The 26,964-nt window shown below is 71.4% G+C and carries 26 protein-coding genes, 1 tRNA gene and 1 pseudogene; 11 read left to right on the top strand and 17 right to left on the bottom strand.

Features of this window, described 5'->3' with window-relative positions; all coding sequences use genetic code 11:
- Positions 1-444, top strand: a 444-nt coding sequence (locus ABZY11_RS28860; RefSeq protein ID WP_356481940.1) for a zinc-binding dehydrogenase, incomplete at its 5' end; no start/stop codon positions are given.
- Positions 445-491: 47 nt separating this feature from the next.
- Here ABZY11_RS28860 and ABZY11_RS28855 read toward each other — a convergent pair.
- From ABZY11_RS28855 to ABZY11_RS28830, 6 genes are all read right to left on the bottom strand, one after another.
- Positions 492-803 (bottom strand): DUF202 domain-containing protein, encoded by a 312-nt coding sequence (locus ABZY11_RS28855; protein WP_356481939.1) that lies wholly within the window; start codon positions 801-803, stop codon positions 492-494.
- Entirely contained in the window at positions 800-1,195 is a 396-nt protein-coding gene (locus tag ABZY11_RS28850) for a DUF202 domain-containing protein (protein ID WP_356481938.1), read from the bottom strand. Before ABZY11_RS28850 ends, ABZY11_RS28855 begins: the two co-directional genes overlap by 4 nt.
- 44 nt (positions 1,196-1,239) lie before the next feature.
- Positions 1,240-1,761 (bottom strand): NUDIX domain-containing protein, encoded by a 522-nt coding sequence (locus ABZY11_RS28845; protein ID WP_356481937.1) that lies wholly within the window; start codon positions 1,759-1,761, stop codon positions 1,240-1,242.
- A gap of 86 nt (positions 1,762-1,847) precedes the next feature.
- Positions 1,848-2,621, bottom strand: a complete 774-nt coding sequence (locus ABZY11_RS28840; RefSeq protein ID WP_356481936.1) for a glucose 1-dehydrogenase — start codon at positions 2,619-2,621, stop codon at positions 1,848-1,850.
- A 43-nt stretch (positions 2,622-2,664) separates the two neighbouring features.
- Complete coding sequence (locus ABZY11_RS28835; RefSeq protein WP_356481935.1) at positions 2,665-3,294, bottom strand: TetR family transcriptional regulator; 630 nt, start codon at positions 3,292-3,294, stop codon at positions 2,665-2,667.
- 68 nt (positions 3,295-3,362) lie between these two features.
- Positions 3,363-4,256, bottom strand: a complete 894-nt coding sequence (locus tag ABZY11_RS28830) for a DMT family transporter (protein WP_356481934.1) — start codon at positions 4,254-4,256, stop codon at positions 3,363-3,365.
- 208 nt (positions 4,257-4,464) lie between these two features.
- On the opposite strand from ABZY11_RS28830, the gene ABZY11_RS28825 reads away from it, so the two are divergent.
- Positions 4,465-6,120 (top strand): FAD-binding dehydrogenase, encoded by a 1,656-nt coding sequence (locus ABZY11_RS28825; protein ID WP_356481933.1) that lies wholly within the window; start codon positions 4,465-4,467, stop codon positions 6,118-6,120.
- On the opposite strand, the gene ABZY11_RS28820 is transcribed toward ABZY11_RS28825, so the two are convergent.
- Entirely contained in the window at positions 6,117-6,578 is a 462-nt protein-coding gene (locus tag ABZY11_RS28820; protein WP_356481932.1) for an ASCH domain-containing protein, read from the bottom strand. The two genes, ABZY11_RS28825 and ABZY11_RS28820, sit on opposite strands and share 4 nt — an antisense overlap.
- 130 nt (positions 6,579-6,708) lie before the next feature.
- Here ABZY11_RS28820 and ABZY11_RS28815 point away from each other — a divergent pair, with 130 nt between their 5' ends.
- Both ABZY11_RS28815 and ABZY11_RS28810 read left to right on the top strand, forming a co-directional pair.
- A complete protein-coding gene (locus ABZY11_RS28815; protein WP_356481931.1) occupies positions 6,709-7,434 on the top strand; it encodes a molybdopterin-dependent oxidoreductase in 726 nt (241 codons plus the stop codon).
- A complete protein-coding gene (locus ABZY11_RS28810; protein ID WP_356481930.1) occupies positions 7,376-8,092 on the top strand; it encodes a cytochrome b/b6 domain-containing protein in 717 nt (238 codons plus the stop codon). Before ABZY11_RS28815 ends, ABZY11_RS28810 begins: the two co-directional genes overlap by 59 nt.
- Here ABZY11_RS28810 and ABZY11_RS28805 read toward each other — a convergent pair.
- Both ABZY11_RS28805 and ABZY11_RS28800 read right to left on the bottom strand, forming a co-directional pair.
- On the bottom strand, positions 8,085-9,482 hold the full coding sequence (locus tag ABZY11_RS28805; protein ID WP_356481929.1) for a gluconate:H+ symporter: 1,398 nt from the start codon (positions 9,480-9,482) through the stop codon (positions 8,085-8,087). The genes ABZY11_RS28810 and ABZY11_RS28805 overlap by 8 nt on opposite strands.
- 11 nt (positions 9,483-9,493) lie before the next feature.
- On the bottom strand, positions 9,494-10,003 hold the full coding sequence (locus ABZY11_RS28800; protein WP_356481928.1) for a gluconokinase: 510 nt from the start codon (positions 10,001-10,003) through the stop codon (positions 9,494-9,496).
- Positions 10,004-10,147: 144 nt separating this feature from the next.
- On the opposite strand from ABZY11_RS28800, the gene ABZY11_RS28795 reads away from it, so the two are divergent.
- Positions 10,148-10,849, top strand: coding sequence for an FCD domain-containing protein (locus ABZY11_RS28795; RefSeq protein WP_356481927.1), 702 nt, complete (start codon positions 10,148-10,150; stop codon positions 10,847-10,849).
- Between the two features lie 76 nt (positions 10,850-10,925).
- Here ABZY11_RS28795 and phsA read toward each other — a convergent pair whose 3' ends face one another.
- Positions 10,926-12,749, bottom strand: a complete 1,824-nt coding sequence (phsA, locus tag ABZY11_RS28790; protein WP_356481941.1) for an O-aminophenol oxidase PhsA — start codon at positions 12,747-12,749, stop codon at positions 10,926-10,928.
- A gap of 352 nt (positions 12,750-13,101) precedes the next feature.
- On the opposite strand from phsA, the gene ABZY11_RS28785 reads away from it, so the two are divergent.
- Both ABZY11_RS28785 and ABZY11_RS28780 read left to right on the top strand, forming a co-directional pair.
- Entirely contained in the window at positions 13,102-14,187 is a 1,086-nt protein-coding gene (locus ABZY11_RS28785; protein WP_356481926.1) for an S-(hydroxymethyl)mycothiol dehydrogenase, read from the top strand.
- Entirely contained in the window at positions 14,187-14,816 is a 630-nt protein-coding gene (locus ABZY11_RS28780) for an MBL fold metallo-hydrolase (protein WP_356481925.1), read from the top strand. The genes ABZY11_RS28785 and ABZY11_RS28780 overlap by 1 nt, the downstream gene beginning before the upstream one ends.
- 13 nt (positions 14,817-14,829) lie before the next feature.
- Here the strand turns inward: ABZY11_RS28780 and ABZY11_RS28775 are convergent, their stop codons facing one another.
- The 5 genes and pseudogenes from ABZY11_RS28775 to ABZY11_RS28755 all read right to left on the bottom strand — a co-directional run bounded on the left by ABZY11_RS28775 (position 14,830) and on the right by ABZY11_RS28755 (position 21,400).
- Complete coding sequence (locus ABZY11_RS28775) at positions 14,830-15,765, bottom strand: pseudouridine synthase (RefSeq protein ID WP_356481924.1); 936 nt, start codon at positions 15,763-15,765, stop codon at positions 14,830-14,832.
- Between the two features lie 98 nt (positions 15,766-15,863).
- The gene (locus tag ABZY11_RS28770; protein ID WP_356481923.1) at positions 15,864-17,123 is read right to left on the bottom strand and encodes a hypothetical protein; all 1,260 of its coding nucleotides are present in this window, start codon (positions 17,121-17,123) and stop codon (positions 15,864-15,866) included.
- Positions 17,120-18,187: a hypothetical protein gene (locus ABZY11_RS28765; protein ID WP_356481922.1), complete on the bottom strand. Its 1,068-nt coding sequence runs from the start codon at positions 18,185-18,187 to the stop codon at positions 17,120-17,122. The genes ABZY11_RS28770 and ABZY11_RS28765 overlap by 4 nt, the downstream gene beginning before the upstream one ends.
- Before the next feature lie 89 nt (positions 18,188-18,276).
- Positions 18,277-21,161 (bottom strand): annotated as a pseudogene (locus tag ABZY11_RS28760) (glycoside hydrolase family 2 TIM barrel-domain containing protein).
- A 154-nt stretch (positions 21,162-21,315) separates the two neighbouring features.
- Positions 21,316-21,400: transfer RNA gene (locus tag ABZY11_RS28755), tRNA-Leu, on the bottom strand.
- A 184-nt stretch (positions 21,401-21,584) separates the two neighbouring features.
- Here ABZY11_RS28755 and ABZY11_RS28750 point away from each other — a divergent pair.
- From ABZY11_RS28750 to ABZY11_RS28740, 3 genes are all read left to right on the top strand, one after another.
- Positions 21,585-22,910, top strand: coding sequence for a M20/M25/M40 family metallo-hydrolase (locus ABZY11_RS28750; protein WP_356481921.1), 1,326 nt, complete (start codon positions 21,585-21,587; stop codon positions 22,908-22,910).
- Positions 22,911-23,074: 164 nt separating this feature from the next.
- Entirely contained in the window at positions 23,075-23,308 is a 234-nt protein-coding gene (gene chpH / locus ABZY11_RS28745; RefSeq protein ID WP_326764692.1) for a chaplin ChpH, read from the top strand.
- 138 nt (positions 23,309-23,446) lie between these two features.
- Positions 23,447-24,196: a chaplin gene (locus ABZY11_RS28740; protein ID WP_356481920.1), complete on the top strand. Its 750-nt coding sequence runs from the start codon at positions 23,447-23,449 to the stop codon at positions 24,194-24,196.
- Positions 24,197-24,262: 66 nt separating this feature from the next.
- Here ABZY11_RS28740 and ABZY11_RS28735 read toward each other — a convergent pair whose 3' ends face one another.
- Positions 24,263-24,451, bottom strand: coding sequence for a DUF5703 family protein (locus tag ABZY11_RS28735; RefSeq protein ID WP_018103708.1), 189 nt, complete (start codon positions 24,449-24,451; stop codon positions 24,263-24,265).
- A gap of 47 nt (positions 24,452-24,498) precedes the next feature.
- Between ABZY11_RS28735 and ABZY11_RS28730 the strand changes: the two genes are divergently transcribed.
- A complete protein-coding gene (locus tag ABZY11_RS28730) occupies positions 24,499-25,155 on the top strand; it encodes a hypothetical protein (RefSeq protein ID WP_356481919.1) in 657 nt (218 codons plus the stop codon).
- Between the two features lie 63 nt (positions 25,156-25,218).
- On the opposite strand, the gene ABZY11_RS28725 is transcribed toward ABZY11_RS28730, so the two are convergent.
- A partial coding sequence (locus ABZY11_RS28725) for an ATP-dependent RecD-like DNA helicase (RefSeq protein ID WP_356481918.1) occupies positions 25,219-26,964 on the bottom strand: 1,746 nt, incomplete at its 5' end.

Here is a 26,964-nt window from a genome sequence, read left to right as displayed (position 1 = left end):
GCCCGCGTCATCGGTACCGCGAGCGAGCGCAACCACGAGTATGTCCGGCAGCTCGGCGGGGAGCCGGTGGCCTACGGCGACGGCCTCGCCGACCGGCTGCGGGCCCTGGCCCCGGACGGCATCGACGCCGCCTTCGACACCGTCGGCGGGGAGGCGCTCCGGGTCTCCGCCGAAGTACTGAAGCCCGGGGGCCGCCTGGCCTCCATCGTGGACGGCGAGGTCCTCGCGTACGGCGGCCGCTACGCCTACGTACGCCCGGACGCGAAGGACCTCACCCATCTGGCCGAACTGGCCGAGCAGGGCATCGTCACGGTCCACGTGGAACGGGTCTTCCCGCTGGAACAGGCGGCCGACGCCTACCGGCTGAACGAGCAGGGGCGCACCCGCGGAAAGATCGTCGTCACCGTCCCCTGGGAGGTCCCGGACATCGGGCCGGACGCCTGACAGCCTCGTGCCCGGCGCTCAGAACAGCCGGCCCCCGTACCCGGCGCTCAGAACACCATGGCCGCGGCGAACACCGCGAGCGCGATCGTGCACGCCGCCGCCGTCAGCGCGCCGCGTGCCGACAGCGGGCGCGGCCGGGCGGTCCCCATCCCGAGCACCCGCAGATGCGCCACCCGCAGGAAACCAAGCCAGGCCAGCGCGCTCAGCGACACCGCCACGACCGCGGCCGGGTCCGCCCCGCCGTGCAGCGCCTGCTTGACCGCCAGCAGCGCCACCACCGTGCACGACAGCGTCGTACGCCGCCAGGCCAGCCGGGTCCGCTCGGGCTGGAGCCCGGGGTCGCGCTCCGTGGTGCTCACCGCCCCTCCCAGTCGAAGAGGACCACCACCACCATCACCACGGCGACGACCCCGACGGCCAGACCGAGCAGCGTCGGGAACCGCGAGACCGGCAGGTCCTCCCCGCGCCGCATCGCCCGCTCGCACCGCACCCAGTGGTTGACCGCCCGCAGCGCGCACAGCACCCCGGCCGCCAGCAGCGCGAGCGCCAGACCGGCGCGGACGCCCCACGCCAGCTCGGGCAGGAACTGGTCGACCGCGAACCCGCCGCCGATCAGCGCCAGAGCCGTCCGGATCCAGGCGAGGAAGGTGCGCTCGTTGGCGAGCGAGAACCGGTAATCGGGGGTGTCGCCCTCTTCGCGGAGGCGCTGCGGCGCGAACCACAGCCGCAGGCTCTGTACGAATTCGTTCACATGTGAACCTTATCTTCCGCTTTGCGGATGCCCGCCTGCCGGACTCAGGAGGCCGTCCCGCCCGCCCGGAAGGCCCGCAGCCGGTGGTACGCCTCCAGGCCGTCAGGCACCCACTCCCGGTCGCCGATCTGCCGCGCCAGCTCGGCATCGGTGAGGAAGCGGTGCCAGGCGACCTCCTCCACCTGCGGGTTCACCGGCAGCTCGCACCGCACCTGGTAGACGTAGGACCACCAGGAGTGCCCGGCGCTCTCGTAGAGGAACTTGAAGAGCGGTTGCGGCCGGGGGAGCCCGGACACCCCCAGCTCCTCCTCGGCCTCGCGCAGCGCCGCCTGGTCGTACGACTCACCGGCGCCGACCAGCCCGCCGACGAACATGTCGTAGTGGGACGGGAAGACCAGCTTGCCCGGGGTCCTGCGGTGGACGAAGAGTCGCCCCTCCGTGTCCCGGGCCTCGATGAAGACGCAGCGATGGCGAAGGCCCCGCGCGGTCGCCTCACCGCGCGGGGCCTGCCCCACGACCACGTCGTTCTCGTCGACGATGTCCAGGATCTCGTCAGAAGGAGTCATGCTCCTCATCCAACAGCAGACCCGCCGCGGATGATCACCGCCCCATGACACGGGGGCCGATCACTGACCCGGGACGCAGGGGCTGATCACTGACCCATGACGTACTTGACGGTCGGGCCCGTGGTCCAGCCGCCGTCCACGGCGAGCTCGGCACCGGTGATGTACGAGGCGGCGTCCGAGAGCAGGAAGGCGACCGCCTCCGCGATCTCCGGGGCCTCACCGACCCGGCCCATCGGGGTGTTCGGGTAGTGGCCCTCGCCCTGCTGGATGCCGACGGCCGCGGTCATCGGGGTGTGGACCATGCCGGGATGCACGGAGTTCACCCGGATCCTCGCCGTGCCCAGCTCCACCGCGCCGACCTTCGTCAGACCGCGCACGCCCCACTTCGAGGCGCCGTAGCTGGAGGTCAGGGCGAGACCCATCAGACCGGCGGCCGAGGAGATGTTGACGATCGAACCGCCGCCGTTCTCCTTCATCACCGGGATCACCGTCTTCATGCCGATGAAGACGGCCGTCAGATTGATGTCGATGACCTTGCGGAAGTGCTCGACGGTCTCGGTCTCCAGCGGCTGGCCGGTCGATACTCCGGCGTTGTTGACCAGCCCGTCGATCCGTCCGAACTCGGCGACGGTGAACTCCGCGACGCTCTGCCAGTCCTTCTCGGAGGTCACGTCGTGGTGCATGAAGCGGGCCTTCGCCCCCAGCTCCGCGGCGGTCGCGGCGCCTTCCTCGTCGAGCACATCGGTGATCACCACATGGGCGCCGCCCGCCACCGCGAGGCGGGCCGCCTCGGCGCCCAGGCCCCGGGCGCCGCCGGTGATGACGACGGTCTTGTCGCTGAGCTTGCTCTTGTCGGTCATGTCGCTTCCTTCATGTGGTGCAGGTGGCATGTGGTGCGGGTGGTCACGCGCGGCCCGGCAGGGGTGCGTGCAGGAACGCGGTGGTGGTCTCGACGAGATCGGCGAGGAAGATCTCGTCGCCGGTCAGCGGTTCGGTGCCGTCGAGACGCTGGCGGGCGCGGTCGGCCAGCGCCGCGCCGATCAGGGTGAGTGCCAGATCCAGGCGCTCCAGCCGCACGGGACGGGGCAGCCCGCCCAAGCAGTCCCCGATGCGGCCGATCAGGTGCCCGTAGGAGGTGCCGTCCAGGGCGGGATGCAGTCGGCCGGTCCGCAGCCCGGACTCATGGCTGAGCCGGGCCGAGATCCGCAGACAGCGGCGACCGCGGTCGTCGGCGAGCAGGCTCGCCTCGGCCGTCACCAGTGCGGTGAGCAGTTCGCGTACGCCGCAGTCCGCGCCCAGCCCGTCGAGCAGGGGCGCCAGCACCTGTTCGGTACGGGCCTGGCGGCCCTCCATCACCGCGTCGAGCAGCCCGGCCCGGGAACCGAAGTGGTACTGGACCGCGGACGGGTTGCTCTGACCGGCCAGCCGGACGATGTCCCGCAGCTGGGCACCGTCCGTGCCCTGCGCCGCGAAGACCTCCTCGGCCGCGCGGATCAGCTTGTCCCTGGTTTCCTGTCCGGACGTTCGCGCCATGGCGGCATTCTAATGCTGGCCATTATTAAAAACCAGTGCGGGCGCCTCCCGAGGCCCGGCGGCCCCGCTCAGTTCGGCTGGAGGCTCTTCTCGCGGCGCCCGCCCACCGGCCCCTCCGGCATCGCCGGATGCAGCCCGAGCAGCACGATCCCGACGACGATCGCCGTGAGGCCGACCGCCTGCCAGGCCAGCGCGCCGGTGTCGGTACGCAGCTGGTCGCCGAGGAAGCCGACACCGCAGGCGATCCCGGCCAGCGGCTGGGAGGCGGTCAGCGGCGGCAGCGAGACCCGGAGCGGGCCCGTCTCGAACGCGCTCTGCACCAGCAGCAGCCCCGTCACCCCCAGCAGCACCACGGCATACGGCTGCCACCCCGTCACCAGCGCCGCCCACCCCTCGTCGGACAGCCGTTGGCCGCTTACCCGGGTGAGCGCGTCCTGGAGTCCGTACAGCAGCCCGGCCGCCACCGCGAGCAGCGCGGGAGCGGCCCCGGACTCGTAGCGCTTGGCGAAGGTGGTGAGCAGCAGTGCGGTGCCCACGACCACGCCGATCACCAGCCAGTGCCGCAACGGGCTGGTCACCGCCTCGCCGCCCTGTGGCCGGCCCGCCAGCAGAAAGGCGGTGACCCCGCCGGCCAGCAGCCAGAGACCGGCCCAGCCCTGATGGCCGAGCCGCTGGCCGGTGCGATGGCGCGACAGGGCCATCGCGAAGAGCAGATTGGTCGCGAGGAGGGGTTCGACGACGGAGACCTCGCCCTTGCCCAGGGCCAGGGCGCCCAGCACCATGCCGCAGACCATCAGTCCGATCCCGGCCAGCCAGCTCGGCACCCGCATCAGGTCGAGGAACAGCCGGGGGGAGAGGTAGTCGCTCCTCGGGGCGTGCGAGGCGGCGGCCTGCTGGAGGACGAAACCGAATCCCAGACAGCAGGCGGCACTCACGGCGAGCACGAGAACCAGCACCGACACGCTTCTACCTCAAGTCAGGCCAGAAGTGGGTGATTCGTATCGACGATAGCGCCCCTGCACCAGGGCTGCGGCCGGAGCGCCGCCGACCGGGCGGTTGACGCCGCCGCGGCCGGTGCAGAAGATCTGACGCACGAGTAACTTCCGGCGCCGGGACGGTGCCGGAGCCGGACCGTGGCCGTGACCGGATCACCCCGACAGGATGGAACCCATGGCGTACGACGCTGATGTGATCGTTATCGGGGCCGGGCTCGCCGGTCTGGTGGCCACCGCCGAACTGGTCGACGCGGGCCGCTCGGTGATCCTGCTCGACCAGGAGCCCGAGCAGTCGATAGGCGGCCAGGCCCACTGGTCCTTCGGCGGTCTCTTCCTCGTCGACTCGCCCGAGCAGCGCCGGATGCGGGTCAAGGACAGCCATGAGCTGGCCCTCCAGGACTGGCTCGGCACGGCGGGCTTCGACCGCGAGGAGGACCACTGGCCGCGGAAGTGGGCAGAGGCGTACGTCGACTTCGCGGCCGGTGAGAAGCGCTCCTGGCTGCACGCCCAGGGGCTGCGGATCTTCCCCGTCGTCGGCTGGGCCGAGCGCGGCGGCTACGACGCCAACGGCCACGGCAACTCCGTACCCCGCTTCCACATCACCTGGGGCACCGGCCCCGGCGTCGTCGCCCCCTTCGAGCGCCGGGTCCGCGCGGGCGTCGCCAAGGGGCTCGTACGGTTCCGGTTCCGCCACCGGGTCACCGGCCTCGGCCGCACCGCGGGCGCCGTCGACACGGTGACCGGCGAGGTGCTGGAGCCGAGCGCGGCGGCCCGGGGCACCGCGAGCAGCCGGGTGGCGACCGGCACGTTCGAGCTGAGGGCCCAGGCGGTGATCGTCACCTCCGGCGGCATCGGCGGCAACCACGACCTGGTGCGCGAGCAGTGGCCCGCACGGCTCGGCACCCCGCCCGCGAAGATGCTCTCCGGCGTCCCCGCCCATGTCGACGGGCTCATGCTCGGCATCGCCGAGGAAGCGGGCGCCCACCACATCAACCGCGACCGGATGTGGCACTACACCGAGGGCATCGAGAACTGGAACCCGATCTGGGCCAAGCACGGCATCCGGATCCTGCCCGGACCGTCCTCGCTCTGGCTGGACGCCCGAGGCAAGCGGCTGCCGGTCCCGCTCTTCCCGGGCTTCGACACCCTCGGCACCCTCGAACACATCATGAAGTCCGGCCACGACCACACCTGGTTCGTCCTCGACCAGAGGATCATCGGCAAGGAGTTCGCGCTCTCCGGCTCCGAACAGAACCCGGATCTGACCGGAAAGTCGATCCGCGACGTGATCGGCCGGGCCCGTGCCGACGTACCGGCCCCGGTGAAGGCGTTCATGGACAACGGAGCGGACTTCGTCGTCGAGAAGGACCTCGCCGCGCTCGTCCGGGGGATGAACGCGCTCACCGAGGAACCGCTGATCGACGAGGCCGAACTGCGCCGCGAGATCACCGCCCGCGACCGCGAGATCGCCAACCCCTTCACCAAGGACCTCCAGATCACTGCGATCCACGGGGCCCGCGCCTATCTCGGCGACAAGCTGATCCGGACGGCCGCGCCGCACCGCATCCTCGACCCCAAGGCCGGCCCGCTGATCGCCGTACGGCTGAACATCCTGACCCGCAAGTCGCTCGGCGGACTGGAGACCGACCTGTCCTCCCGGGTGCTGACCGAGGACGGCACCCCCCTCGCCGGTGTGTACGCGGCGGGGGAGGCGGCCGGTTTCGGCGGCGGCGGGGTGCACGGCTACCGCTCGCTGGAAGGGACCTTCCTCGGCGGCTGCATCTTCTCCGGCCGCGCGGCCGGCCGGGCGGCGGCACGGGCGGTCGGCTAGGGCCTCTCGTTTGGATCAGGCGCCCCCACGACGGGGTCCAGCAGTTCGACGACCCGGAACCGTTCGGCGACGACCATGGTGTCGTCGTCCACGGTGAACGCCGGGTCGCCGAGCGCCTCCCGCATCTCCGCGCCGTGCCAGAACTTCTCGTGTCCCGCGCGCCACTCGGCGACCGAGGTGTCGCCCTCGCCCTCGTCGATCGCGTGCTGGAGGTCGACGTCACCGAGGCGGAGCACCCGTACCTCGGTCACCTCCAGCACCGCGATCTCCCGGCCGTCCGAGTCGATCAGCGCGGAGCGCTCACCCACCGGAGGCAGCTCCTCCTTCTCCGCCTCGTACTCCGCGAGCAGCCCGGTCGTCGACACCTTGGTGCCGGCGAGCACCGCCCCCACCAGCCGGTCGCGCAGCGGTCCGGGGAAGGCGAGCAGGAAGGGCTTGAGGGGTTCACGGTTCGACATGGTGTCAAGTCTGACATGTTGCCGGACACGGGCCGTCAACTGTGAGCCGGGTGGACGGAGTTGGGGGCGGGTGCCGGCAGGTGGCGCCCCGCCCCTGGTGACCGGTGGCCGCAGCTGGTCGAATGGCCGGATGAACAGTCGCCCTCCCGACGCCGAAGGCACCCCCGTGGGCCGGCGTCTCGTCCTGGCCATGCTCGGTCTGGGCGCCGCCGGAGTCGTCGCGGCGCCCGTGCTGCAACGCACGCTGGAATCCGGCCTGGGCACGGTCGCCGGCAAGGACCCCACCGGCCTGACCGGCCTGCTGCCCAACGGCGGCGGCTTCCGCTACTACTCCGTCGCCTCCTCCGTACCGAAGAAGAGCGCGGACGACTACCGGCTGACCGTCGACGGTCTGGTCGAGCATCCCGCCACGTACACCCTGGACGACCTGAAGGGCCTGCCGCAGACCCGCATGGTCCGTGATGTCCAGTGCGTCACCGGCTGGCGGGTGCCCGGGACGCCCTTCGAAGGGGTGCGGCTCTCCGCGCTGCTGGACGCGGCGGGCGTACGGCCCGGGGCCAAGGCCGTCCGCTTCACCTGCTTCGACGGCACCTACAGCGAGAGCCTCACCCTCGCGCAGGCCCGCCGTGCCGATGTGCTGGTCGCGCTGCGCCTGCGGGACCGTCCGCTGACCCACTCCCACGGCGGACCGGTGCGGCTCTACGTGGCCCCGATGTACTTCTACAAGTCGGCGAAATGGCTCTCCGGGATCACCGTCACCGACTCCGTGCGCCCCGGCTACTGGGAGGAGCTCGGCTATGACGTCGATGCCTGGGTCGGCCGGTCCAACGGCCGCGACGACGCCCCCACCGTCTGAGCGCGTCCAGCGTTTCAGCCGCGCGGAGCGCTGGGTGCACCGGACCACGGCGACGCTGATGCTGGTGTGCGTGGCGGCCGCGGCCTGTCTGTACGTACCCCAGCTCGCCGAACTCGTCGGCCGCCGCCGTCTCGTGGTCACCGTGCACGAGTGGTCCGGGGTGCTGACCCCGGTACCCTTCCTGGCCGGTCTGCTGTCCCGGGCGTTCCGGGCCGACCTGTCCCGGCTCAACCGCTTCGGGCCGCACGACCGGCAGTGGCTGCGGGCCGTGCGCCGCCGCGACCACCGGCCGGGGGCCCGCCCGGCCGGGAAGTTCAACGCCGGGCAGAAGCTGTACGCGGCATGGATCGCGGGCGCGACGCTGGTGATGACGGGCACCGGGGTGCTGATGTGGTTCACCGGCCTCGCGCCGCTGCTGTGGCGCACGAGTGCCACCTTCGTCCACGACTGGCTGGCGCTCGCCGTCGGGATCGTGCTGGCCGGGCACATGGCAATGGCGCTCGCCGACCCGGAGGCACGCCGTGGCATGCGCACCGGGTCGGTCGAGCGCCATTGGGCACGGTCACGGCATGCGCTGTGGGGGGAGGACCGTGCGGGCGGCCGCGCGCCAGGGCCTGTCCGGCGGACCGGGGCCGGACAGGGCACTACACCTAGATGACCAGCGAAAGCAGCAGGATGAAGGCCAGCGAGACCACGGAGATGATGGTCTCCATCACCGACCAGGTCTTCACCGTCTGGCCGACGTTCATGCCGAAGTACTCCTTCACCAGCCAGAACCCGGCGTCATTGACATGGCTGAAGAAGAGCGAGCCCGCGCCGACGGCAAGGACCAGCAGCGCGGCGTGCGACGTCGACATGTCGGCGGCCAGCGGGGCGACCAGACCGGCCGCCGAGATGGTGGCCACGGTCGCCGAACCGGTCGCGAGCCGGATCGCGACGGCGATCAGCCAGCCCAGCAGCAGTGCCGGGATCGACCAGTCCTTGGAGAAGTCCAGGATCATCTGGCCCACACCGGCGTCGATGAGGGTCTGCTTGAAACCGCCGCCCGCGCCCACGATCAGCAGCACACCGGCGATCGGGGCGAGGGACTTCTCGACGGTGGTGGAGAGCCGGCCCTTGGAGAAACCGGCCGCCCGGCCCAGCGTGAACATGCCGACTATGACGGCCGCGAGGAGCGCGATCAGCGGCGAGCCGATCACATCGGTGACCTTCTGCAGGCTCTGCTCCGGGTCGTCCACGACTATGTCGACCAGGGCCTTGATCAGCATCAGCACGACCGGCAGCAGAATCGTCGCCAGGGTGGCGCCGAAGCTGGGACGGCGGTCGAGCTCCTCCGAGGGACGCTGCGGAATCATCTTCTCCGGAGCCTGGATGTCCACCCAGCGGGCCGCGTAGCGGGAGAAGACCGGCCCGGCGATGATCACGGTCGGGATCGCGACCAGCACACCCAGCGCCAGCGTGACACCGAGGTTGGCGCCGAGGGCGTCGATCGCCACCAGCGGGCCGGGGTGCGGCGGGATCAGGCCGTGCATCACGGAGAGACCGGCCAGCGCCGGGATACCGATCCGCATCAGGGAGAAGTTGCCGCGCTTGGCGACGAGCAGCACCACCGGGATCAGCAGCACGATGCCGACCTCGAAGAAGAGCGGCAGACCGATGATCGAGGCGATCAGGACCATCGCCCACGGCATGGAGCGCCTGCTCGCCTTTGCGAGGATGGTGTCGACGATCTGGTCCGCGCCGCCGGAGTCGGCCAGCAGCTTGCCCAGGATCGCGCCGAGCGCGATGAGCACACCGACACCGGCGACGGTCGAGCCGAGGCCGGCGGTGAAGCTGGCGATCGTCTTGGCCGGAGCGGCGCCGGCGAACGAGCCGAGCGCCAGCGAGCCGATGGTCAGCGCGAGGAACGCGTGCATCTTGAACTTGGTGATGAGCAGAACGATGACGGCGATGCCCGCCAGGACAGCGATACCCAACTGCGCGTTGCCTGCCGAAGTGATCGGTTCGACGGCGTCCGCTGCCAACATCTCGACGCTGAGACTGGTCACGGTGGTGATCCTTAGTTATCGAGCCGGCGCAACGCGGCGACGGCCCGCTGGGTGATTTCTTCGGGGGTGCCGGACACATCGACCGAGACACCGGCCTCGTCCTCCTGCAGCGGCTGCAGGGTGGCGAACTGGGAGTCGAGCAGTGCAGTGGGCATGAAGTGCCCCTTGCGCTCCGCCATGCGATGCTCGATCAGATCCCGGTCGCCGGTCAGATGGAGGAAGACCGCGCCGGGTGCCTCGGCGCGCAGCCGGTCCCGGTAGGCCCGCTTGAGCGCCGAGCTGCTCACCACTCCGCCGAGCTCTGCCCGGCCGTGTGCCCACCGGCCGATCGCATCCAGCCAGGGCCACCGGTCCGAGTCGTCCAGCGGGATGCCGGCCGACATCTTGGCGATGTTCGCCGCGGGATGGAAGTCATCGCCCTCTGCGTACGGAACGCCGAGTCCGGCGGCGAGCAGGGGGCCGATCGTGGTCTTTCCGGTCCCTGCTACGCCCATCACCACGACGACGTGGGGGGTGCTCATTGGTGGTGCCTCGCAGTCCTCTTCGATGTCTTCCTCGACATCGGTCCGTCGCGCTACTGAAACCTATACGTACGACTTATTCAAGATGCTGTGACATAAACGTCGTACTTTTTCTTCCCGAGGGGTGCCCCGTAGGCTGTGCTCATGACCACACAAGGCCCTGGGCTGCATACACATGTGCTGGACACCCTGGGTCTGGAGATCGCCGCCGGAGTGCACCCGCCGGGACAGGTGCTGCGCACCGATGAGCTGGCCCAGCGCTTCGACGTCTCGCGCACCGTCGTACGCGAGGTGGTCCGCGTCCTGGAATCCATGCACCTGGTCGAGTCCCGGCGCCGGGTCGGTGTGACGGTGCGGCCGACCGAGGCCTGGAACGTCTACGATCCGCAGGTCATCCGGTGGCGGCTGGCCGGCGCCGACCGCCCGCGCCAGCTGCGCTCCCTGACCGTGCTGCGTTCGGCGATCGAACCGGTCGCGGCCGGTCTCGCCGCCCGCAACGCCACCCCGGAGCAGTGCGCGGCCCTCACCGGGTGCGCGCTCGGCATGGTCGCCACCTCGCGCGGCCAGCAGCTGGAGGGCTATCTGGAGCACGACATCGCGTTCCACAGGATCGTGCTCAACGCCTCCGGCAACGAGATGTTCGCGCGGCTCGGCGATGTCGTCGCCGAGGTCCTGGCGGGCCGCACCCACCACCAGGTGATGTTCGAGGACCCGGACCCGGCCGCGGTCACCCTCCACGTCCGGCTCGCCGAGGCGGTGCGCGAGGGCGACGCCGTGACGGCGGAGCGGCTGACCAAGGAGATCGCGGTGGGCGCCCTGCACGAGCTGGACGTGCTCGCCCCCTGAGCCACGGCTCCGCGGACGCGCGACGGCCCCCGCGGAGCGAGTCCGCGGGGGCCGTCGGTCCGGACCGCCCGGCCGGTCAGCCGCTGTGCCCGTGGTGGCCGCCGTGCCCGGCGCCGTGATCGAACTTCACCGCCTCGGGCGGCATCACGACGAACGGCCGCATCATGCCCATGTCCTCGTGCTCCAGCAGATGGCAGTGGTACATGAACCGCCCGTACGCCCCGTCGAACTTCCCGAGCACCTTCACCAGCTGCCCCGCAGGCACCCGGAAGACGTCCTTCCAGCCCTGTTCGTTCGGTGCCGTCGCGATCGTGGTGCCATGGTCGAACGCCACGGGGGAGCGGGTTCCGCCGACCGTCGGATCGAAGCCGTCGAGCTCGTACGCCTCCCGGCCCATCACCTGGAAGTCCGCCAGATGGATGTGCATCGGGTGCGTCGGACCGCCCAGGTTGAGGAACGACCACTGCTCGTAGGTGCCTTCGCCCACCGTGAAGCCGAGACCGTCGTTGAAGGTCCGCGAGATCCTGCGGTACGTGCGCACCGTGCCGTCCTCGCCCCGGACCTGGATGACTCCGTCCGAAGGCACCTGTACCTCGGCGGGGTCCTCGACCTCCGCCATCTCCCAGATCTCCGGGTGACCGCCGCCGCCGACCGTGCCGGGCACCGTCAGCACCACGAGCCGGTGCCCGTGCTCCACCTGGCCGTGCTCGTACCGCCGGAAGGAACCGGACAGCACCTCGGGCAGCTCGAAACCGTCCCGCTCCCCCGTCTCCCGTACCCGGAACTCCATCACCTGCGGGAACGGCACGTTCGCCGACGGGTCCGGCACCCCCGGCGCGAGCTTGCCGCGGTTGACCAGCCGGACCCGGCGCCCGGCCAGCGCCGAGAAGTCGATCAGCAGGTCCATCCGCTCGGCCGGCGCGACCGTCAGCTGCGGCAGCACCTCGTCGAAGTCGACCGGCACCGGGCGCGGCAACAGCCCGCCGTCGCTGCCGATCTGCCGGATCACGCCCGGCACCGGGTTGTTCTCCTCGTCGACCAGCACCAGATCGTAGGTCCGGGCGTTGGAGGCGTTGACGAGCCGGAAGCGGTACCAGGCGTCGTCCACGTCCAGATGCGGCCAGATACGGCCGTTGACCGTGGTGTACGGGCCGAAGAACGGCAGCGACACCGGCTTCCCGGTCTCCGGATCGGCCTCGGTGATCACCGTCGTCTTGTGCAGCAGCCGCCCGTTGAGCCGGCCGTCCGCGTCGGTGTCCAGATTGCGGTCGGCGAGGATCAGCGGCAACTCCCGGTCGCCGGACGGCAGACCGAGCGCGTCCTCCTCGTCGTCCCTGATCAGATAGGTGCCGACGAGCCCGGCGTACACATTCCACCGGGTGATGTTCATGGCATGGTCGTGGTACCACCACTGGGCGGCCTGATGGTCGTTCGGGTACTCCGACAGCTGTGCGTCGCCGAAGCCGACCGCGTTGTCCGCCCAGCCGTCGTTGCCGCCACCGGTCTGCGCGCCGTGCAGGTGCGTCACCGTCCAGGCGGGCAGCGCGGCGACATCCTTGTTCGGCTCGACGCCGTCGCGGCCGGGGCGGTTGTGCGGTGCCGGTTCGCCCTGTTTGACCGGACCGACCTCCACCGCCGTGACCGGGTACTCGCTGCCCCTGGGGATGCGGTTGGTCCAGGCGATCCTGATCCGTTCCCCGCGCCGCACCTCGATGGTCGGTCCCGGCACCGTGCCGTTGTACCCCCACATCAGGGTCGGCGGCAGCTGTGCGTGCAGCCGCACCCAGGTGGGTGACAGCGCGATCTCGGTCTCGCGGAGCACATCACCGCTCTGCGGGCGGAGCACCGGCGGGACGGGCAACGCGTCGGTGTACGGCACCAGTCCGCCGGCCGGTGCCACGGGCGCGGCCGCTTCGGGCGCCGGCCCCGGTACGTCGGTGTGCCGGTCGGTCTTCTCCGTGATCTCGGCGATTTCGGTCAAGGTACTTCCCCCATGATCCGTAATTCCACTGCTGGTGGACCACGCGACCCCTGCCCCCGCAGGTACTGATTCGGCGGCCCCTGTGCATCAGAGGACCGCCGGAAAACCGCCGGCGTTCAGCGGTATGCGTCATCTGTCCGAAACCGGTACGGCCCACCGGGTGGACGGCAGCCGCTTCCCGCCAACGCGGCGCGCCGCCGTGACACCCTCGCGGGGCGTACGGTTGTTCGCGTTCGATCTTCGCAAAAAGACGGAAACAGGAGACCACGGTATGTCGCAGCAGGTGCAAGGGGTCATCGCACCGGGGAAGAACGAGCCGGTACGGATCGAGACGATCGTGATCCCTGACCCGGGCCCGGGCGAGGTCGTGGTGAAGATCCAGGCGTGCGGCGTCTGTCACACCGATCTGCACTACAAGCAGGGCGGCATCAACGACGAATTCCCCTTCCTGCTCGGCCATGAGGCTTCGGGCTTGGTGGAGTCCGTCGGCGAGGGCGTCACGGACGTCGAGCCCGGTGACTTCGTCATCCTCAACTGGCGTGCCGTGTGCGGGCAGTGCCGCGCCTGTCTGCGCGGGCGCCCCTGGTACTGCTTCAACACCCACAACGCGAAGCAGAAGATGACGCTGCTCGACGGCACGGAACTGTCGCCGGCCCTCGGCATCGGCGCGTTCGCCGAGAAGACCCTGGTAGCCGCCGGTCAGTGCACCAAGGTCGACCCGGAGGTCTCCCCGGCCGTCGCCGGGCTGCTCGGCTGTGGCGTGATGGCGGGCATCGGCGCCGCCATCAACACCGGGCAGGTCGGCCGCGGCGACTCGGTCGCCGTGATCGGCTGCGGCGGCGTCGGTGACGCGGCGATCGCCGGCGCCCGGCTGGCCGGCGCGGCGAAGATCATCGCCGTGGACATCGACGACCGCAAGCTGGAGACGGCGAGGACGATGGGCGCCACGCACACCGTCAACTCCCGCTCCACCGACCCGGTCGAGGCGATCCGCTCGCTGACCGACGGCAACGGCGCGGACGTCGTCATCGAGGCGGTCGGCCGCCCGGAGACGTACCAGCAGGCCTTCTACGCCCGCGACCTCGCCGGCACCGTCGTCCTGGTCGGCGTCCCCACCCCGGAGATGCGGCTGGAGCTGCCGCTGATCGACGTCTTCGGGCGCGGCGGCTCGCTCAAGTCCTCCTGGTACGGCGACTGCCTGCCCTCGCGCGACTTCCCGATGCTGATCGACCTGCACCAGCAGGGGCGGATCGACCTCGGCGCGTTCGTCACCGAGACCATCGGACTCGGCGACGTCGAGCAGGCCTTCGCCCGGATGCACGAAGGCGACGTGCTGCGCTCGGTGGTGGTCTTCTGATGGCCGCCCGCATCGACCACCTCGTCACCTCCGGCACCTTCGCCCTCGACGGCGGGGAGTGGGACGTCGACAACAACGTCTGGATCGTCGGCGACGACACCGAGGCGATCGTCATCGACGCCGCCCATGACGCCGCCGCCATCGAGGCCGCGCTGAACGGCCGTACGCTGCGCGCCATCGTCTGCACGCACGCGCACAACGACCACATCGACGCCGCCCCGGCCCTGGCCGACGCGACTGGTGCACCGGTCCTGCTGCACCCCGACGACCTGCCGCTGTGGAAGCAGACCCACCCGGACCGCCTCCCGGACGGCGAACTGGCCGACGGCCAGGAGCTGGAGATCGCCGGCGCGACGCTCAAGGTGCTGCACACCCCCGGTCACGCCCCCGGCGCCGTCTGCCTGTACGCCCCCGAGCTGTCCACCGTCCTCACCGGGGACACGCTCTTCCAGGGCGGGCCCGGCGCCACCGGACGGTCCTTCTCCCACTTCCCGACCATCGTCGCGTCGATCAGGGACCGGCTGCTCGCGCTCCCGCCGGAGACCACCGTCCGTACCGGACACGGCGATTCCACCACCATCGGCGCGGAAGCGCCGCACCTGGACGAGTGGATCGCCCGCGGTCACTGAGCACTGCGGACACTCACCGGTCCGGCCACGCGGAGAGCCGCAGCCCGCTCTCGAAGCGGCGCGGCTCACCCGTGACCGGATCGGTGAACTCCAGTACCCGGGCGAGGAGTTGCAGCGGACGGGAGAAGCCGTCCGGCGCTTCCTCCGGCTCGACCACCGGATAGACCGGGTCGTGGACGATCGGCAGCCCCAGGCCGTTCATATGCACCCGCAGCTGATGGGTCCGCCCGGTGGCGGGCAGCAGCCGGTAGCGGCCGAGCCCCTCCCGGTGCTCCAGCAGCTCGATCCGGCTCTCGCTGTTCGGCTCGCCCGGCTCCTCATGGGCGGCGATGACCCCGCGCTCCTTCACGATCCGGTTGCGTACGGTCCACGGGAGGACCAGCGAGGGATCGTACGGCGCCACCGCCTCGTACTCCTTGCGCACCCGGCGGTCCCGGAACATCGTCTGGTACGCGCCCCGCTCCCCGGGCCGTACGACGAACAGGACGAGGCCCGCGGTCAGCCGGTCCAGCCGGTGTGCCGGCTGAAGCGCGGGCAGATCCAGCCCGCGGCGCAGCCGGGCGACCGCGGTCTCGGTGATGTGCCGGCCGCGCGGCGTCGTCGCCAGGAAGTGCGGCTTGTCGGCGATGACGAGATGCGCGTCGCGGTGGACCACCCCGACCGGGAACGGCACCGGGTCCTCCGGCGCGAAATCCCGGTGGAACCAGATGTACCGGCCCGCGGCGTAAGGCTCGTCGGCGGACACCGGGCCCCGCACGGAGACGAACCGGCCCTCGGCGAACATCGCGTCCACCCGCCGCGCCCCGATCGCGCCCGCGAACCGCGCCAGCAGATGATCACGTACCGTCGGCCACTCCCCGTCCGGATCCTCGGGGAGCCGCAGCCGGACCGGATCGATCCCGTCCCGCTGCGGCAGCGGCGCCGACGGGGGCTTCGCGCGCCCCCTCACCGGGGAACGCCGACCGCTGCGGCGGTGCTCATGGTGCCGGCTCCTCGCTCGTTGCCCGGGGCGTCCGCACATTATCGCCGGTCGCCGGGCCAGGGCCGTCACTCGCCCGGCAGCGTCACCTTCTCCGGACCGCAGCCGATGCGTTCGGCCTCGGCGGCCACATAGCCGGGCAGCAGCTCACGGGCGAGGCCGGAGGCCGCGTGCTCCGTCCGGTCCAGCTGCTCCACCACGAAGACCACGGGACCGGTCTGGCAGCTCGCCCGGTAGACGGCCCGGGATCCGTCGATGCTGCCGGAACCCTTGGAACCCTCGACGGACAGACCGGTCCTGAGCATGCCCGAGGAGAAGATCTCGGTCAGCGCCGGGTCCGTCACCGTCGTCAGCCGCACGGCGGGGGAGTAGGCGTCACCGGCCTCGCAGACCCGGGCGGGCCCACCCTCGCCACCGACGCGCATCCGGTCCAGGTCCTTGCGGTACGCCTTGGGCAGTCCGAGGCCCCTGGTGCCGCAGAAGGCGTCACCGTCCGTGTCCCGCCACTCCACCAGGGCGGGCAGGGTGCGCGGTATCCGGTAGGTGCCGGAGCAGCCGAAGTCGCGGATGACTCCGTTGGCGGCCTCCACCACCGCACGGGTCAGCGCCGCACGGTCCTCCCGGTCGTACTCCGACGAGAGGTCGAGCCCGGCCGGCCCCATGGCGATGTCCACCACGGTGGGGCCGGTGAACTCGTCCCGTCCGGTACAGCTCTGCGGCAGCGCCAGCCAGGCGCGCGACGACGAGGCCAGCCCCGGCAGCCCGTCGCCGAGCGACACCATGCCCGCGGCGATGAACTCCCTGGGCCACTCCCGCCCGTCCGTGCCCCGCAGACCGTCCAGTTGGTGCACCCGCAGGGTCACCTGACGGCGGGCCCTGTCGTCCTTGTAACTGGTGATGCGGCACTGCCCGTACGCGTCGCCCCGGCCGCGCGGATCGGCCTGGAGGGTCTGCTCCTCGACCTCGGTCCTGCGGTCACCGAAGAGATCCGACATGGTGGAGTCGCCCAGCGAGTCCCAGCACGGGGCGGGTCCCACCAGCGGAAGCGTGTCCGTACGCCAGGCCACCGCACCGGCGCCGAGCAGCGCGCCGGCCAGCCCGGCGGCGGTGACGGCGCGGACGGTACGGCTGCGCAACAGACGGCGCAGCACCGGAACGCGCTCGGGGGCGGGCTCCGGCTGCGCGGTCGGCTCCTGCTCGGGTCCGTGTTCCGGCTGCGCGGGCGGGTCCTGCTCGGGTCCGTGCTGCTGCGTCCCCTCCCCGGGTTCCGACGCGTTCTCGCCGTCCACTGCCGCTGCCCCGTTCTCTCCGGCGATCCCGTCGCTCATGCGCCCTCACCGGTCCCACAGCCGATGCGCTTGCTCACGGACTCGGTGAAGTTCGTGAACACCTTCCGGTCGTCGGGCCGGCCCGCACCCTTCAGCCCGGATCCGAGATTCCCGTAGAACACCGTCCGCCGCCCGGCGCACTCGGTGCGCACCAGCCCGTTGCGGGCACCCTCGGGAAGGCCCTCGAACAGCGCGGCCAGGCGCGGTTCCGCGGCCATCACGTACTGCGCCGCCGGCTCGTCGGGCAGCCCCCGCGCGCGCCACACCACCGAACACGTCTGGAGCCGTTCGTCGACCACACCCACCTGCTGCCGGTAGCCGGAGCCCCGGCCGAAGTCGAGCGTCACACCGGGTATCCGGCACAGCGGGCTCCGGGCGGACTCGGCGTCCCCGGGGACCGTCACGAAGGGCGACGGCGCGTGCAGCGGCTCGTCCGGCGCACAACCGGTCCCGGACATGACGGTGTTGGCCGCGTCCAGCAGCATCCGGGTGACCGCGGACCGGCTGCCGATCGCGAACGGCATGGCGACCTTGCCCAGATGACCGTCACCGGTGCTCGCGCTCCGGATCGTCACCGTGGACGGCCTGCCGTCCACATCGCAGGCCTCGGGCAGGACCAGCATGGCCCGGTCGGCGGCGACCAGCCCGTCCAGACCGTCGGGCAGCCGCGCACCGGATCCGTCGAAGTACCGGGCGATCCAGGCACGGTGGTCCTCGACCCCGGAGGGGACCGGACCGTACTCGACGGTCACCTGCTCCTTGAAGGAGAGCGGCTCGTCCGAGTCGTCGTCCGGAACCGTCGAGGCCACCGTGACCGTGCAACTGGCGTGATGACGGCCGGCCGAGGGCGGCGCGGACTCGGTGGCGTGCCGCTCGGAGCCGGACTTGGCGAGCCCGTCGTCACCCAGGAACGCCGCACCGCTGTTCTGCTCCCACGCCCCCCAGCAGTAACTGTCCCGGAACGGCCAACTGTCCGTCGCCCACAGCCCGGTGCCGGCGACCAGCACCGCCCCGGCGACCGTCCCGGCCAGTATCGCTCCGCGCCGTCCGCGCCTGCCGCCCATCACATTCCCCCGTGCAGAACCAAGATCGCGCAAAGCCCCGATGGTACGTCGTCGCCCCCGGAGCGCGGATCAGGTCCTCTCCCCGCCGGTCAGCCCAGTGGCGAGAACACGAAGGAGAACTCCGCGGCCCGCACGTCGAGCCGGTGCTCCGGCAGCACCCCCGGCCCGCACGACCCGGAACCGATGCCCTGCACCGCGTGATCCAGATTGACCCAGACGGTCTCTCCGGCCCGCAGCTCCGGCCGGTGCTCCGCCGCGTCCAGCTCCTCGCTCGTCCACCGCCGCGCGGTGAACCAGAACGGCGCACCCCCGTCGGCCCGCACCCCCGCACCGCTGACGTCCGTCAGCTCCGCCCACCGGACGCCGGCCCGGGCGCCGTTCTCCTGCGGCCGCACGTACGGCGTCTGCATCTCGTCCACCGACATCCGCCACCGGCCGAGCACCGAAGCGGCCCGGGTGTCCGGGTACGCCTCACCGGGCCCGCCGCCGAACCAACGCACCCCGCCGTACGCGGCGGGCAGCCCGAAGCGGATGCCCAGCCGGGGCAGCGGCACCCGCCACTCGCCCTCCGGCACCACGGAAACGGTCAGCCCCAGTCGCTCCCCGTCGGCCGTCCACCGGTACGCGGTACGCAGACCCGGGCTGACTCCGGCCGGCGCCACCCTGGTCCGTACGACCAGCGAGTCCTCGCCGACCTCGACCGCATCGGTCCGGTGCCGCATCCGGTGCAGCCCCAACTCCCGCCACCGCGGGCCGTACCGCTCGTCCGGCTGCCACGCCGCACCGTTGTCGTTGTCGGTGGGCGCCCGCCACACATCCAGCCGCAGCCCCTCCAGCGGCACCGCTCCCCACCGCACCGGAGCCCCGGTCACCGCGTCGAAGACCCCGGGCCCGAGGGTGATCAGCCCCTCGCCCCGCACCGGCCGCTCACCCACCGGGCAGGCGGGAACCACGGGCGCGCCCGTCTCCGTCTGTCCCCACGCCACCACATGCCCGCGCCCGCCCCAGGCGGTGTCCCGGGCCAGCACCGCCCGTACGGTCCACACCCCGGCATCGTCCATCGGCAGCCGCACCTCGGCCGACGTACCGGGCGCGAGCTCCGGCACTTCGAGCGCGCCGGCTCCGACGGGCACTCCCTCCACCTCGTGCGACCACTCGAAGTCCAGGTGCGCCAGCCCCGCGAAGTCGTACCCGTTCGCGATCCGGACCGAGCCCGCGCCGGCCAGGGGCTCGATCCGCACCGGTTCGACGACCTTCTTGTACTCGATCAGCCCGGGGGAGGGGGTGCGGTCGGGGAAGAGCAGTCCGTCGCAGACGAAGTTGGAGTCGTGCGGTTCCTCGCCGAAGTCCCCGCCGTACGCGAAGCCGTGCTCGGGGTGGGCGATGCCGTGATCGATCCACTCCCAGACGAAGCCGCCCTGGCAGCGCTCGTACCGTTCGAACAGCCGCTGGTACTCGCCGAGTCCGCCCGGACCGTTCCCCATCGCATGCGCGTACTCGCACATCAGGAACGGCATCGCACGCCGTCGCGCGTCCGACTCCGCGTCGCCCAACGGCGCTTCCGCCCGGCGGCCGATCAGCTCGACCTCGGCGTGCGTCGGGTACATCCGCGAGTACAGGTCGACGTCCCGGCAGGAGAGATCGCCCTCGTAGTGCAGCAGCCGCTCCGGATCCCGCCCCCGGATCCACTCGGCCATCGCGCTCAGCCCGCGCCCCGTCCCGCACTCGTTGCCGAGCGACCAGATGATCACCGACGGGTGGTTCTTGTCGCGCTCCACCATCCGCGCGGCCCGGTCGAGCAGCGCCGGGGTCCACCGCTCGTCGTCCACGGGGTTGTCGCGCCACTCCAGGCCGGCGAAGCCATGCGTCTCCAGATCGCACTCGTCGATGACCCAGAGCCCCAGCTCGTCGCAGAGATCGAGAAAGGCGGGATGCGGCGGATAGTGGCTGGTGCGCACGGCGTTGATGTTGTGCTGCTTCATCAGCACCAGATCGCGCCGCATGGTCGCCGCGTCCACGGTCCGCCCGGTCTCCGGATGGAACTCGTGCCGGTTCACCCCGCGGAACAGCACCCGCCGCCCGTTGACCTCGATGAGCCCGTCCTCGACCACGACGCTGCGGAACCCCACCCGCAGCCCGATCCGTTCACCGGACGTCACCAGCTCCCCGTCGTACAGCCGGGGCGTCTCGGCCGTCCACGGCTCGACCGGGACGCTCACCGCCTCGCCCGTCGCGGCATCGACACCCAGCTCGGGCACGAGGACCCGCCCCTCGGCCCCCTCGCACTCCACCCGCAGGGTCCCGGACCCGTCGCGATGGTCGTACCCGGCGTGCACGAAGAAGTCCCGGGGCGCGCCCAGCGGCCGCTCCAGCAGCGTCACGTCGCGGAAGATCCCGGGCAGCCACCACTGGTCCTGGTCCTCCAGATAGCTCCCCGACGACCACTGGTGAACCCGTACGGCCAGCACATTGCCCTCGGCCCGCAGCAGCCCGCCGACGGCGAACTCGTGCGGCAGCCGTGACCCCTTGAAGTCGCCCAGCTCCCGACCGTTGAGCCAGACCCGGGCGCAGGACTCCACCCCGTCGAACCGGAGCACCACGTCCCCGTCCCCGGGCCACCCGGCGGGCAGGTCGAAGCTTCGCAGATGGTCCCCGGTCGGATTTTCGTCCGGCACCCTCGGCGGATCGACGGGGAAGGGGTACACCACGTTCGTATAGGCGGGAGCCCCACCGGCCCCCTGGAGCACCCAGTGCCCGGGAACCCCGACCGTTGTCCACCCCGAGGCGTCGAACCCGGGGTGGGCGAACGACTCGTCCCGGGTGGCGGCGCCCGGCGAGAGCCGGAAGAGCCACTCCCCGTTCAGCGACATCCGCCCGGCGTCCGACCCGCGTACCAGGCGCGCGGTTCCAGCCCGCCCGACCCGGGACCCCTGTCCTCGTACCAGGTCGGGGCGGGCGTGTGTGTGCGGTCCATGGGACTCCTCGCTCGGCAAAGCTCTCCGTGCTGCTGGAGCCCTGGACGCTAGCGAGGGATGAACCGATTCAACAAGGGTGCCCGGCCGCGCGACCCTCGCGGGGCACAACGCAAAGTGCCGACCAGGATTTCTCCTGATCGGCACTTTGCGTTGTGTCCGAGGGGGGACTTGAACCCCCACGCCCGATAAAGGGCACTAGCACCTCAAGCTAGCGCGTCTGCCATTCCGCCACCCGGACAGGGTGTCTGTCTCGCGGGCTCCGGCCCGTTCCGACGTGGAAAACAATAGCAAACATTCGGGGGTGCTCGATCACGCCCCGGACTGTGTGAAGGGCGTATGACGGGGGGCGGGTGCCCTTGGGTGTGCGGGCCCGGCGCGGGAGGATGAGGGGGAGCACCACAGCGACGGTGGAAGGAAGCAGCGTGAGCGAGACCAACACGGCTTGGACCGGCTCCGGCGAGGACGAGGTCGTGGACCTCTGTTGTGAGCTGATCCGGATCGACACCAGCAACTACGGGGACCATTCGGGACCGGGGGAGCGGGGCGCGGCCGAGTACGTCGCGGAGAAGCTCGCCGAGGTCGGGCTGGAGCCGCAGATCTTCGAGTCCCACAAGGGGCGCGCCTCCACCGTGGCGCGGATCGAGGGCGAGGACCCGTCCAGGCCCGCGCTGCTGATCCACGGCCACACCGACGTGGTTCCGGCCAATGCCCACGACTGGACGCACCACCCGTTCTCGGGCGAGGTCGCGGACGGCTGCGTGTGGGGCCGCGGCGCGGTCGACATGAAGGACATGGACGCGATGACCCTCGCGGTCGTCCGCGACCGGATGCGCAGCGGCCGCAAGCCCCCGCGTGACATCGTGCTGGCCTTCCTCGCGGACGAGGAGGCGGGCGGTACGTACGGCGCGCGGTACCTCGTGGACAAGCACCCCGGCCTCTTCGAGGGGGTCACCGAGGCGATCGGCGAGGTCGGCGGCTTCTCCTTCACGGTGAACGAGAAGCTGCGGCTCTACCTCGTCGAGACGGCGCAGAAGGGCATGCATTGGATGCGGCTCACCGTGGACGGCACCGCCGGCCACGGCTCGATGACCAACGACGACAACGCGATCACCGAGCTCTGCGAGGCGGTCGGACGGCTCGGGCGGCACAAGTGGCCGGTCCGGGTGACCAAGACCGTACGGTCCTTCCTCGACGAGCTGTCCGACGCGCTCGGCACCCCGCTCGACCCGGAGGACATGGAGGCCACGCTCGCCAAGCTGGGCGGCATCGCCAAGATGGTCGGCGCCACGCTCCGCAACTCCGCCGCCCCCACCATGCTGGGCGCCGGCTACAAGGTGAACGTCATCCCCGGCCAGGCCATCGCCCATGTCGACGGCCGTTTCCTGCCCGGCTTCGAGGACGAGTTCCTGGCCGATCTGGACCGGATCCTCGGCCCGCGCGTGAAGCGCGAGGACGTGCACGGCGACAAGGCGCTGGAGACCAGCTTCGACGGCTCGCTCGTCGACGCCATGCAGGTCGCCCTGAAGGCGGAGGACCCGATCGCCCGTGCCGTGCCGTACATGCTCTCCGGCGGCACCGACGCCAAGTCCTTCGACGACCTGGGTATCCGCTGCTTCGGATTCGCCCCGCTGAAGCTGCCGCCGGAGCTCGACTTCGCGGGCATGTTCCACGGTGTGGACGAGCGCGTGCCGGTGGACGGTCTGAAGTTCGGCGTGCGGGTGCTCGACCGTTTCATCGACAACTGCTGACGCCTTGCCGGATTTCTGCCGACTTCCCGCACCAACAATCGTCAGCGTGTGCGTATTTGACCGGAACGAGTGAAAGGGACCATACGCTCGTAGCCCAATTACCTCTTCCTCGTTACAAGTGATGCGGTCCGCGGCTGGGACCGCATTGCCAACTAGGAGGAATAATGATCAAGAAGGTCGTCGCTGCTGCGGCTGTCACTGGTGGTCTGGTGCTCGCTGGCGCGGGCATGGCCGTCGCGGACTCCGGTGCCCAGGGTGCCGCTGTCGGCAGCCCCGGCGTGCTCTCGGGCAACAACATCCAGGTGCCCGTGCACGTGCCGGTGAACGTGTGCGGTAACACGATCTCCGTGATCGGGCTGCTGAACCCCGCCTTCGGCAACACCTGCGTCAACGCCTGACGTTGTGCGTCAACCCGTAAGGGTTTGAATCCGGTCGGCCCCGGAGTGCACGCCATGCACTCCGGGGTCGCTGGGTACCCCGCCCCCGCACGGTCAAGTCCGGGGGTTTTCCGGAAGGTAGAAGGCAGGAAACAACCTATGCGACAGGTCACGCGTAAAGGCCTGATCACCATGGCGGCCGCGGGCGGCGTGCTCGCGCTGAGTGGCGGTTATGCGCACGCCGACGCGGGAGCGGCCGGCGGCGCATCGAATTCCCCGGGTGTGCTCTCCGGGAATTCGGTACAGATCCCGGTGGACGTGCCGGTCAACGCATGCGGTAACTCCGTGAGCGTTGTGGGACTGCTCAACCCGGCAGCGGGAAACGCCTGCGGAAGCGGTTCGCAAAGCACCTCCCCGGGCCGGCACGCATCGAGCAGCCAGGTCTCCGGCGACCGGACCGAGACACACCGCGTGGGCACCGGCAAGCACCGCGCCGCCACGAGCGACACCGGGCGCGGGGCAACGGCCGAGGGGTCCGCGACGGGATCGCCCGGCGTGCTCTCGGGCAACAACATCGCGGTGCCCATCGACATCCCCGTGAACGCCTGCGGGAACAGCGTCACCATCGGCGGACTGCTCAACCCGGCCTCCGGTAACGACTGCGCGAACGGTACGGATGTCGTCACGCCGCCGGTCGGCACCCCGGTCACGCCGGTCACCCCGGTCACCGAGACCGAACCTCCGGCTCCCGGACCGCGGACCGTGCCGAACGCGCCGGAGACACAGAGCGTCGCGCAGCTCGCACACACCGGAGCGGGCGGGCTCGACCTGCTGATCCCGGCGAGTGCGGGTCTGCTGCTGGCGGGTGCGGGCACGGTGCTCTACCGCCGCGCCCGGATGTCCGCGTAGCGGACCGGACGGCGACACAGGCAGGACGAAGGGAGCGGGCCCCGGGAATGCGGGGCCCGCTCAGTCTCACCAAGTGGCCCGGAGCTGGCGGATGATCCGGCGTCGCAGGCGCACCCTTCGGCTGCCGTCACGGCGCAGCGTCAGCCGGTCCAACTCCCAGTGACCGTACTCGGCATGGTCGGTCAGCAGACGGGCCGTGTCCTTCCGGGACACCCCGCGCGGCACGTACACATCGACAAATTCGTATTCCGGCATCGCATCTATTGTGCGGGTAGAGCCCCGGTACGGATAGCGTCTGCACTATGTCTGATGCTGCGCAGCCCACCGCTGCCGAGGTACGCGCCGCCGCCGAGGCGGTCAAAGCCGCGCTCGACCACCACCTCGCGGCCGTCGAACGCCGGACCGGGGACGACGACGTGGCCGTCTATGACGCGTTCAACGCACTGGCCGCTGCCGCCGAGTTCTACGACGAACTGCTCTACGACCGGTACGACGAGGTCACTCCCTTCGAGATCCCGGGTGCGGAGGATTCGCTGCCGCCGTACACCGGCCCCGAGGAGCCGAACGCACTCAGCGTGCTGATCCGGCGCGACTACGCGGTGGTGGAGCCGCCGAGGCTGCTCGCACAGGCCCAGCGGATCGCCGACCTCGATCAGGACGACCGCGGCGGGAGCGCCGCGGTGGTCGGCTCCAGCGTCCACGCGGCGCTCGGCGTGCTCTTCGGGGAGTACGAACCGGACGAGATCGCTTCCCGGCACACGGAGTTCGGCCTTGAGGAGGGCGACTCCACGCTCTGGGTCACGGCGGCGGAGGAACTCCCGGAGGCGGGGGAGTGGCTCGGCGCGCCCTTCGACGACGCGGATCCGCAGCTGGTGGTCTGCCGCTTCGACGTCAGCGCCGTCTTCGACGAGGACGAGGCGGACGAGGAACCGGCCCGTCTGGTGGTGGACGGCTCCTGATCCGCCGGCCGGACGGGCTCGGCGCCGAGCCCGTCCGGTGATGGCGTCCCCGCCGGGCCCCGGTCAGCGGGCCGGCGTCTTCAGCAGGGTGCGCAGCCTCGTCGTGCGGTCCTGGGCCGGGGACTGGGCGACCGCGCGCGGCAGCGCCTGATCCACCCCGTGCACCACGGACAGATGCCGCTCGCCCCGGCTGAAGGCGGTGTACACCCAGGCGCGGCTCAGTCCCTGCGCCGCGTCGCCCGGCAGCACGACGACCACCGCGGGCCACCGCATCCCGGCCGCCTGGTGGGCGCTGAGGGCCCAGCCGTGGCGCACGGAGGACTCCACCCGCTCCTGGGCCACGACGACCTCCGTGCCCGCGCAGTCCAGATGCAGGCCCTCGGCGTCGGCCGAGACGACCACCGCGGGCACGGTTCTGCCGGGCGCCGGGACGTGGACGACGCGGTCGCCCGGGTCGAAGCCGCCGAACCGGCCCGGCCCGGGGTTGAGCCGCTGCTTCAGCGCCGCGTTCAGTGCCCGGGTGCCGGCCGAGCCGCCGTGGCCGACGGTGATCACCTGGGTGTCGGACGACGGTACGCCGATGGCGCGCGGCACCGAGTCGGCCACCAGCTGTACGGTGCGGTGCACCGCCTCGCCCGCATCGCGTACGGGGACGATCACCACCTCCTTGCCGGGCGCCTCGACCTGGTTCAGCTCGCCGATGCCGATGCCGGAGACCAGCTCACCGATCGGTCCCGGATCCGGTGTGCGGGAGACGATCTGCGGGCACGCACGGGCCGCGAGCACATCCGCGAACACCCTGCCCGCACCGGCCGAACCCAGCACACCGGTATCGCCGCTGAGCACCAGGCGGGTGCCGTCGGCCAGCGACTCGACCAGGATCGCGGCGGTCTCCACGTCCAGCTGCGGGGCGTCCAGCACGACGAGCAGGTCGACGGCGATCGCCCCTTCCTCGTCCCGCCCCGGGCCCTGCTCGCCCGAGAGCAGACCGGCGAGGGTGACGGCCGTCTCCGGATCGCCGGTCGCCTCGGCCAGCCGGCGCCTGCCGTCGGCGCTGTGTACGGCACCCAGGGCACGCAGCCCGAGGCCGCGGGCCGCGGTGATCAGGGCGGCGGGCTCGGCCCTGGCGGCCTCGCCCCCGGTGTGCGTCACCAGGCCGTGCGCCGCGACCGCACGGATCAGCTCTGCTGCCGACGGGGAGCTCGCGGCGGCGGCCGCATGTGTCCAGTCGGCATCCTTCTCGCAGGCGTTGACCAGCCGGGCCAGGCCGTCGGCGAGGCTCTCCTCGGCGAGTGCGTAGCGGTCGAGGCCGAGCAGCACCTGTACCGGTTCCTGACCGGCTTGCCCGGCGCTCTCGCCGGGTTCCGCGGGTGCCTCGGGCTCCTGGTCGTCGTGGCCCTCCTGTCCGTCCTGTCCGTCCTGGAAGACCAGGACGACTCCCTCGGCGACGGCGTGCTGCACGGCCGCGTCCGGGTCGGTCACCGAACGCTCGGCGAGCGCGGCCCGTACCTCCGACGCGTCCAGCGCCGTGTGGCCCCGCAGCGCGGCCCGTTCCAGCAGCCAGCCGACCAGGGCGGCGGTCCGCCGCTCGTCGTCCGGACCGCACTCGGCGCCGAGCAGGGCCCGCGCGAATCCGTCCGCCTGCTCGGGCCTGACTCCCGGCACGGTCAGCAGCTGCCAGGGGTCCGCGCGCAGGGCGTCGGCCGCCTGCGCCCCGAGCGCCTCGGCCGCCGGTCCCGCCAGCGCCGCCGGAGCACCGCCCTCGGCCAGGACGGCCGCGGTCGCGGCGACGGCCTCCGGTGGGGCGCC

Origin of the sequence: Streptomyces sp. NPDC006510 (assembly GCF_040611955.1) — a bacterium.
Lineage (GTDB): Bacteria > Actinomycetota > Actinomycetes > Streptomycetales > Streptomycetaceae > Streptomyces.
This window is presented reverse-complemented; position numbering and strand designations above follow the sequence as displayed.

Excerpts from the sequence above, each read along its gene's own strand:
- ABZY11_RS28845 (WP_356481937.1), bottom strand. The coding sequence starts at position 1,761 with ATGACTCCTTCTGACGAGATCCTGGACATCGTCGACGAGAACGACGTG.
- ABZY11_RS28840 (WP_356481936.1), bottom strand. The coding sequence starts at position 2,621 with ATGACCGACAAGAGCAAGCTCAGCGACAAGACCGTCGTCATCACCGGC.
- ABZY11_RS28835 (WP_356481935.1), bottom strand. The coding sequence starts at position 3,294 with ATGGCGCGAACGTCCGGACAGGAAACCAGGGACAAGCTGATCCGCGCG.
- ABZY11_RS28825 (WP_356481933.1), top strand. The coding sequence starts at position 4,465 with ATGGCGTACGACGCTGATGTGATCGTTATCGGGGCCGGGCTCGCCGGT.
- ABZY11_RS28820 (WP_356481932.1), bottom strand. The coding sequence starts at position 6,578 with ATGTCGAACCGTGAACCCCTCAAGCCCTTCCTGCTCGCCTTCCCCGGA.
- ABZY11_RS28815 (WP_356481931.1), top strand. The coding sequence starts at position 6,709 with ATGAACAGTCGCCCTCCCGACGCCGAAGGCACCCCCGTGGGCCGGCGT.
- ABZY11_RS28810 (WP_356481930.1), top strand. The coding sequence starts at position 7,376 with ATGACGTCGATGCCTGGGTCGGCCGGTCCAACGGCCGCGACGACGCCC.
- ABZY11_RS28800 (WP_356481928.1), bottom strand. The coding sequence starts at position 10,003 with ATGAGCACCCCCCACGTCGTCGTGGTGATGGGCGTAGCAGGGACCGGA.
- ABZY11_RS28795 (WP_356481927.1), top strand. The coding sequence starts at position 10,148 with ATGACCACACAAGGCCCTGGGCTGCATACACATGTGCTGGACACCCTG.
- ABZY11_RS28785 (WP_356481926.1), top strand. The coding sequence starts at position 13,102 with ATGTCGCAGCAGGTGCAAGGGGTCATCGCACCGGGGAAGAACGAGCCG.
- ABZY11_RS28780 (WP_356481925.1), top strand. The coding sequence starts at position 14,187 with ATGGCCGCCCGCATCGACCACCTCGTCACCTCCGGCACCTTCGCCCTC.
- ABZY11_RS28770 (WP_356481923.1), bottom strand. The coding sequence starts at position 17,123 with ATGAGCGACGGGATCGCCGGAGAGAACGGGGCAGCGGCAGTGGACGGC.
- ABZY11_RS28765 (WP_356481922.1), bottom strand. The coding sequence starts at position 18,187 with ATGGGCGGCAGGCGCGGACGGCGCGGAGCGATACTGGCCGGGACGGTC.
- chpH (WP_326764692.1), top strand. The coding sequence starts at position 23,075 with ATGATCAAGAAGGTCGTCGCTGCTGCGGCTGTCACTGGTGGTCTGGTG.
- ABZY11_RS28740 (WP_356481920.1), top strand. The coding sequence starts at position 23,447 with ATGCGACAGGTCACGCGTAAAGGCCTGATCACCATGGCGGCCGCGGGC.
- ABZY11_RS28735 (WP_018103708.1), bottom strand. The coding sequence starts at position 24,451 with ATGCCGGAATACGAATTTGTCGATGTGTACGTGCCGCGCGGGGTGTCC.
- ABZY11_RS28730 (WP_356481919.1), top strand. The coding sequence starts at position 24,499 with ATGTCTGATGCTGCGCAGCCCACCGCTGCCGAGGTACGCGCCGCCGCC.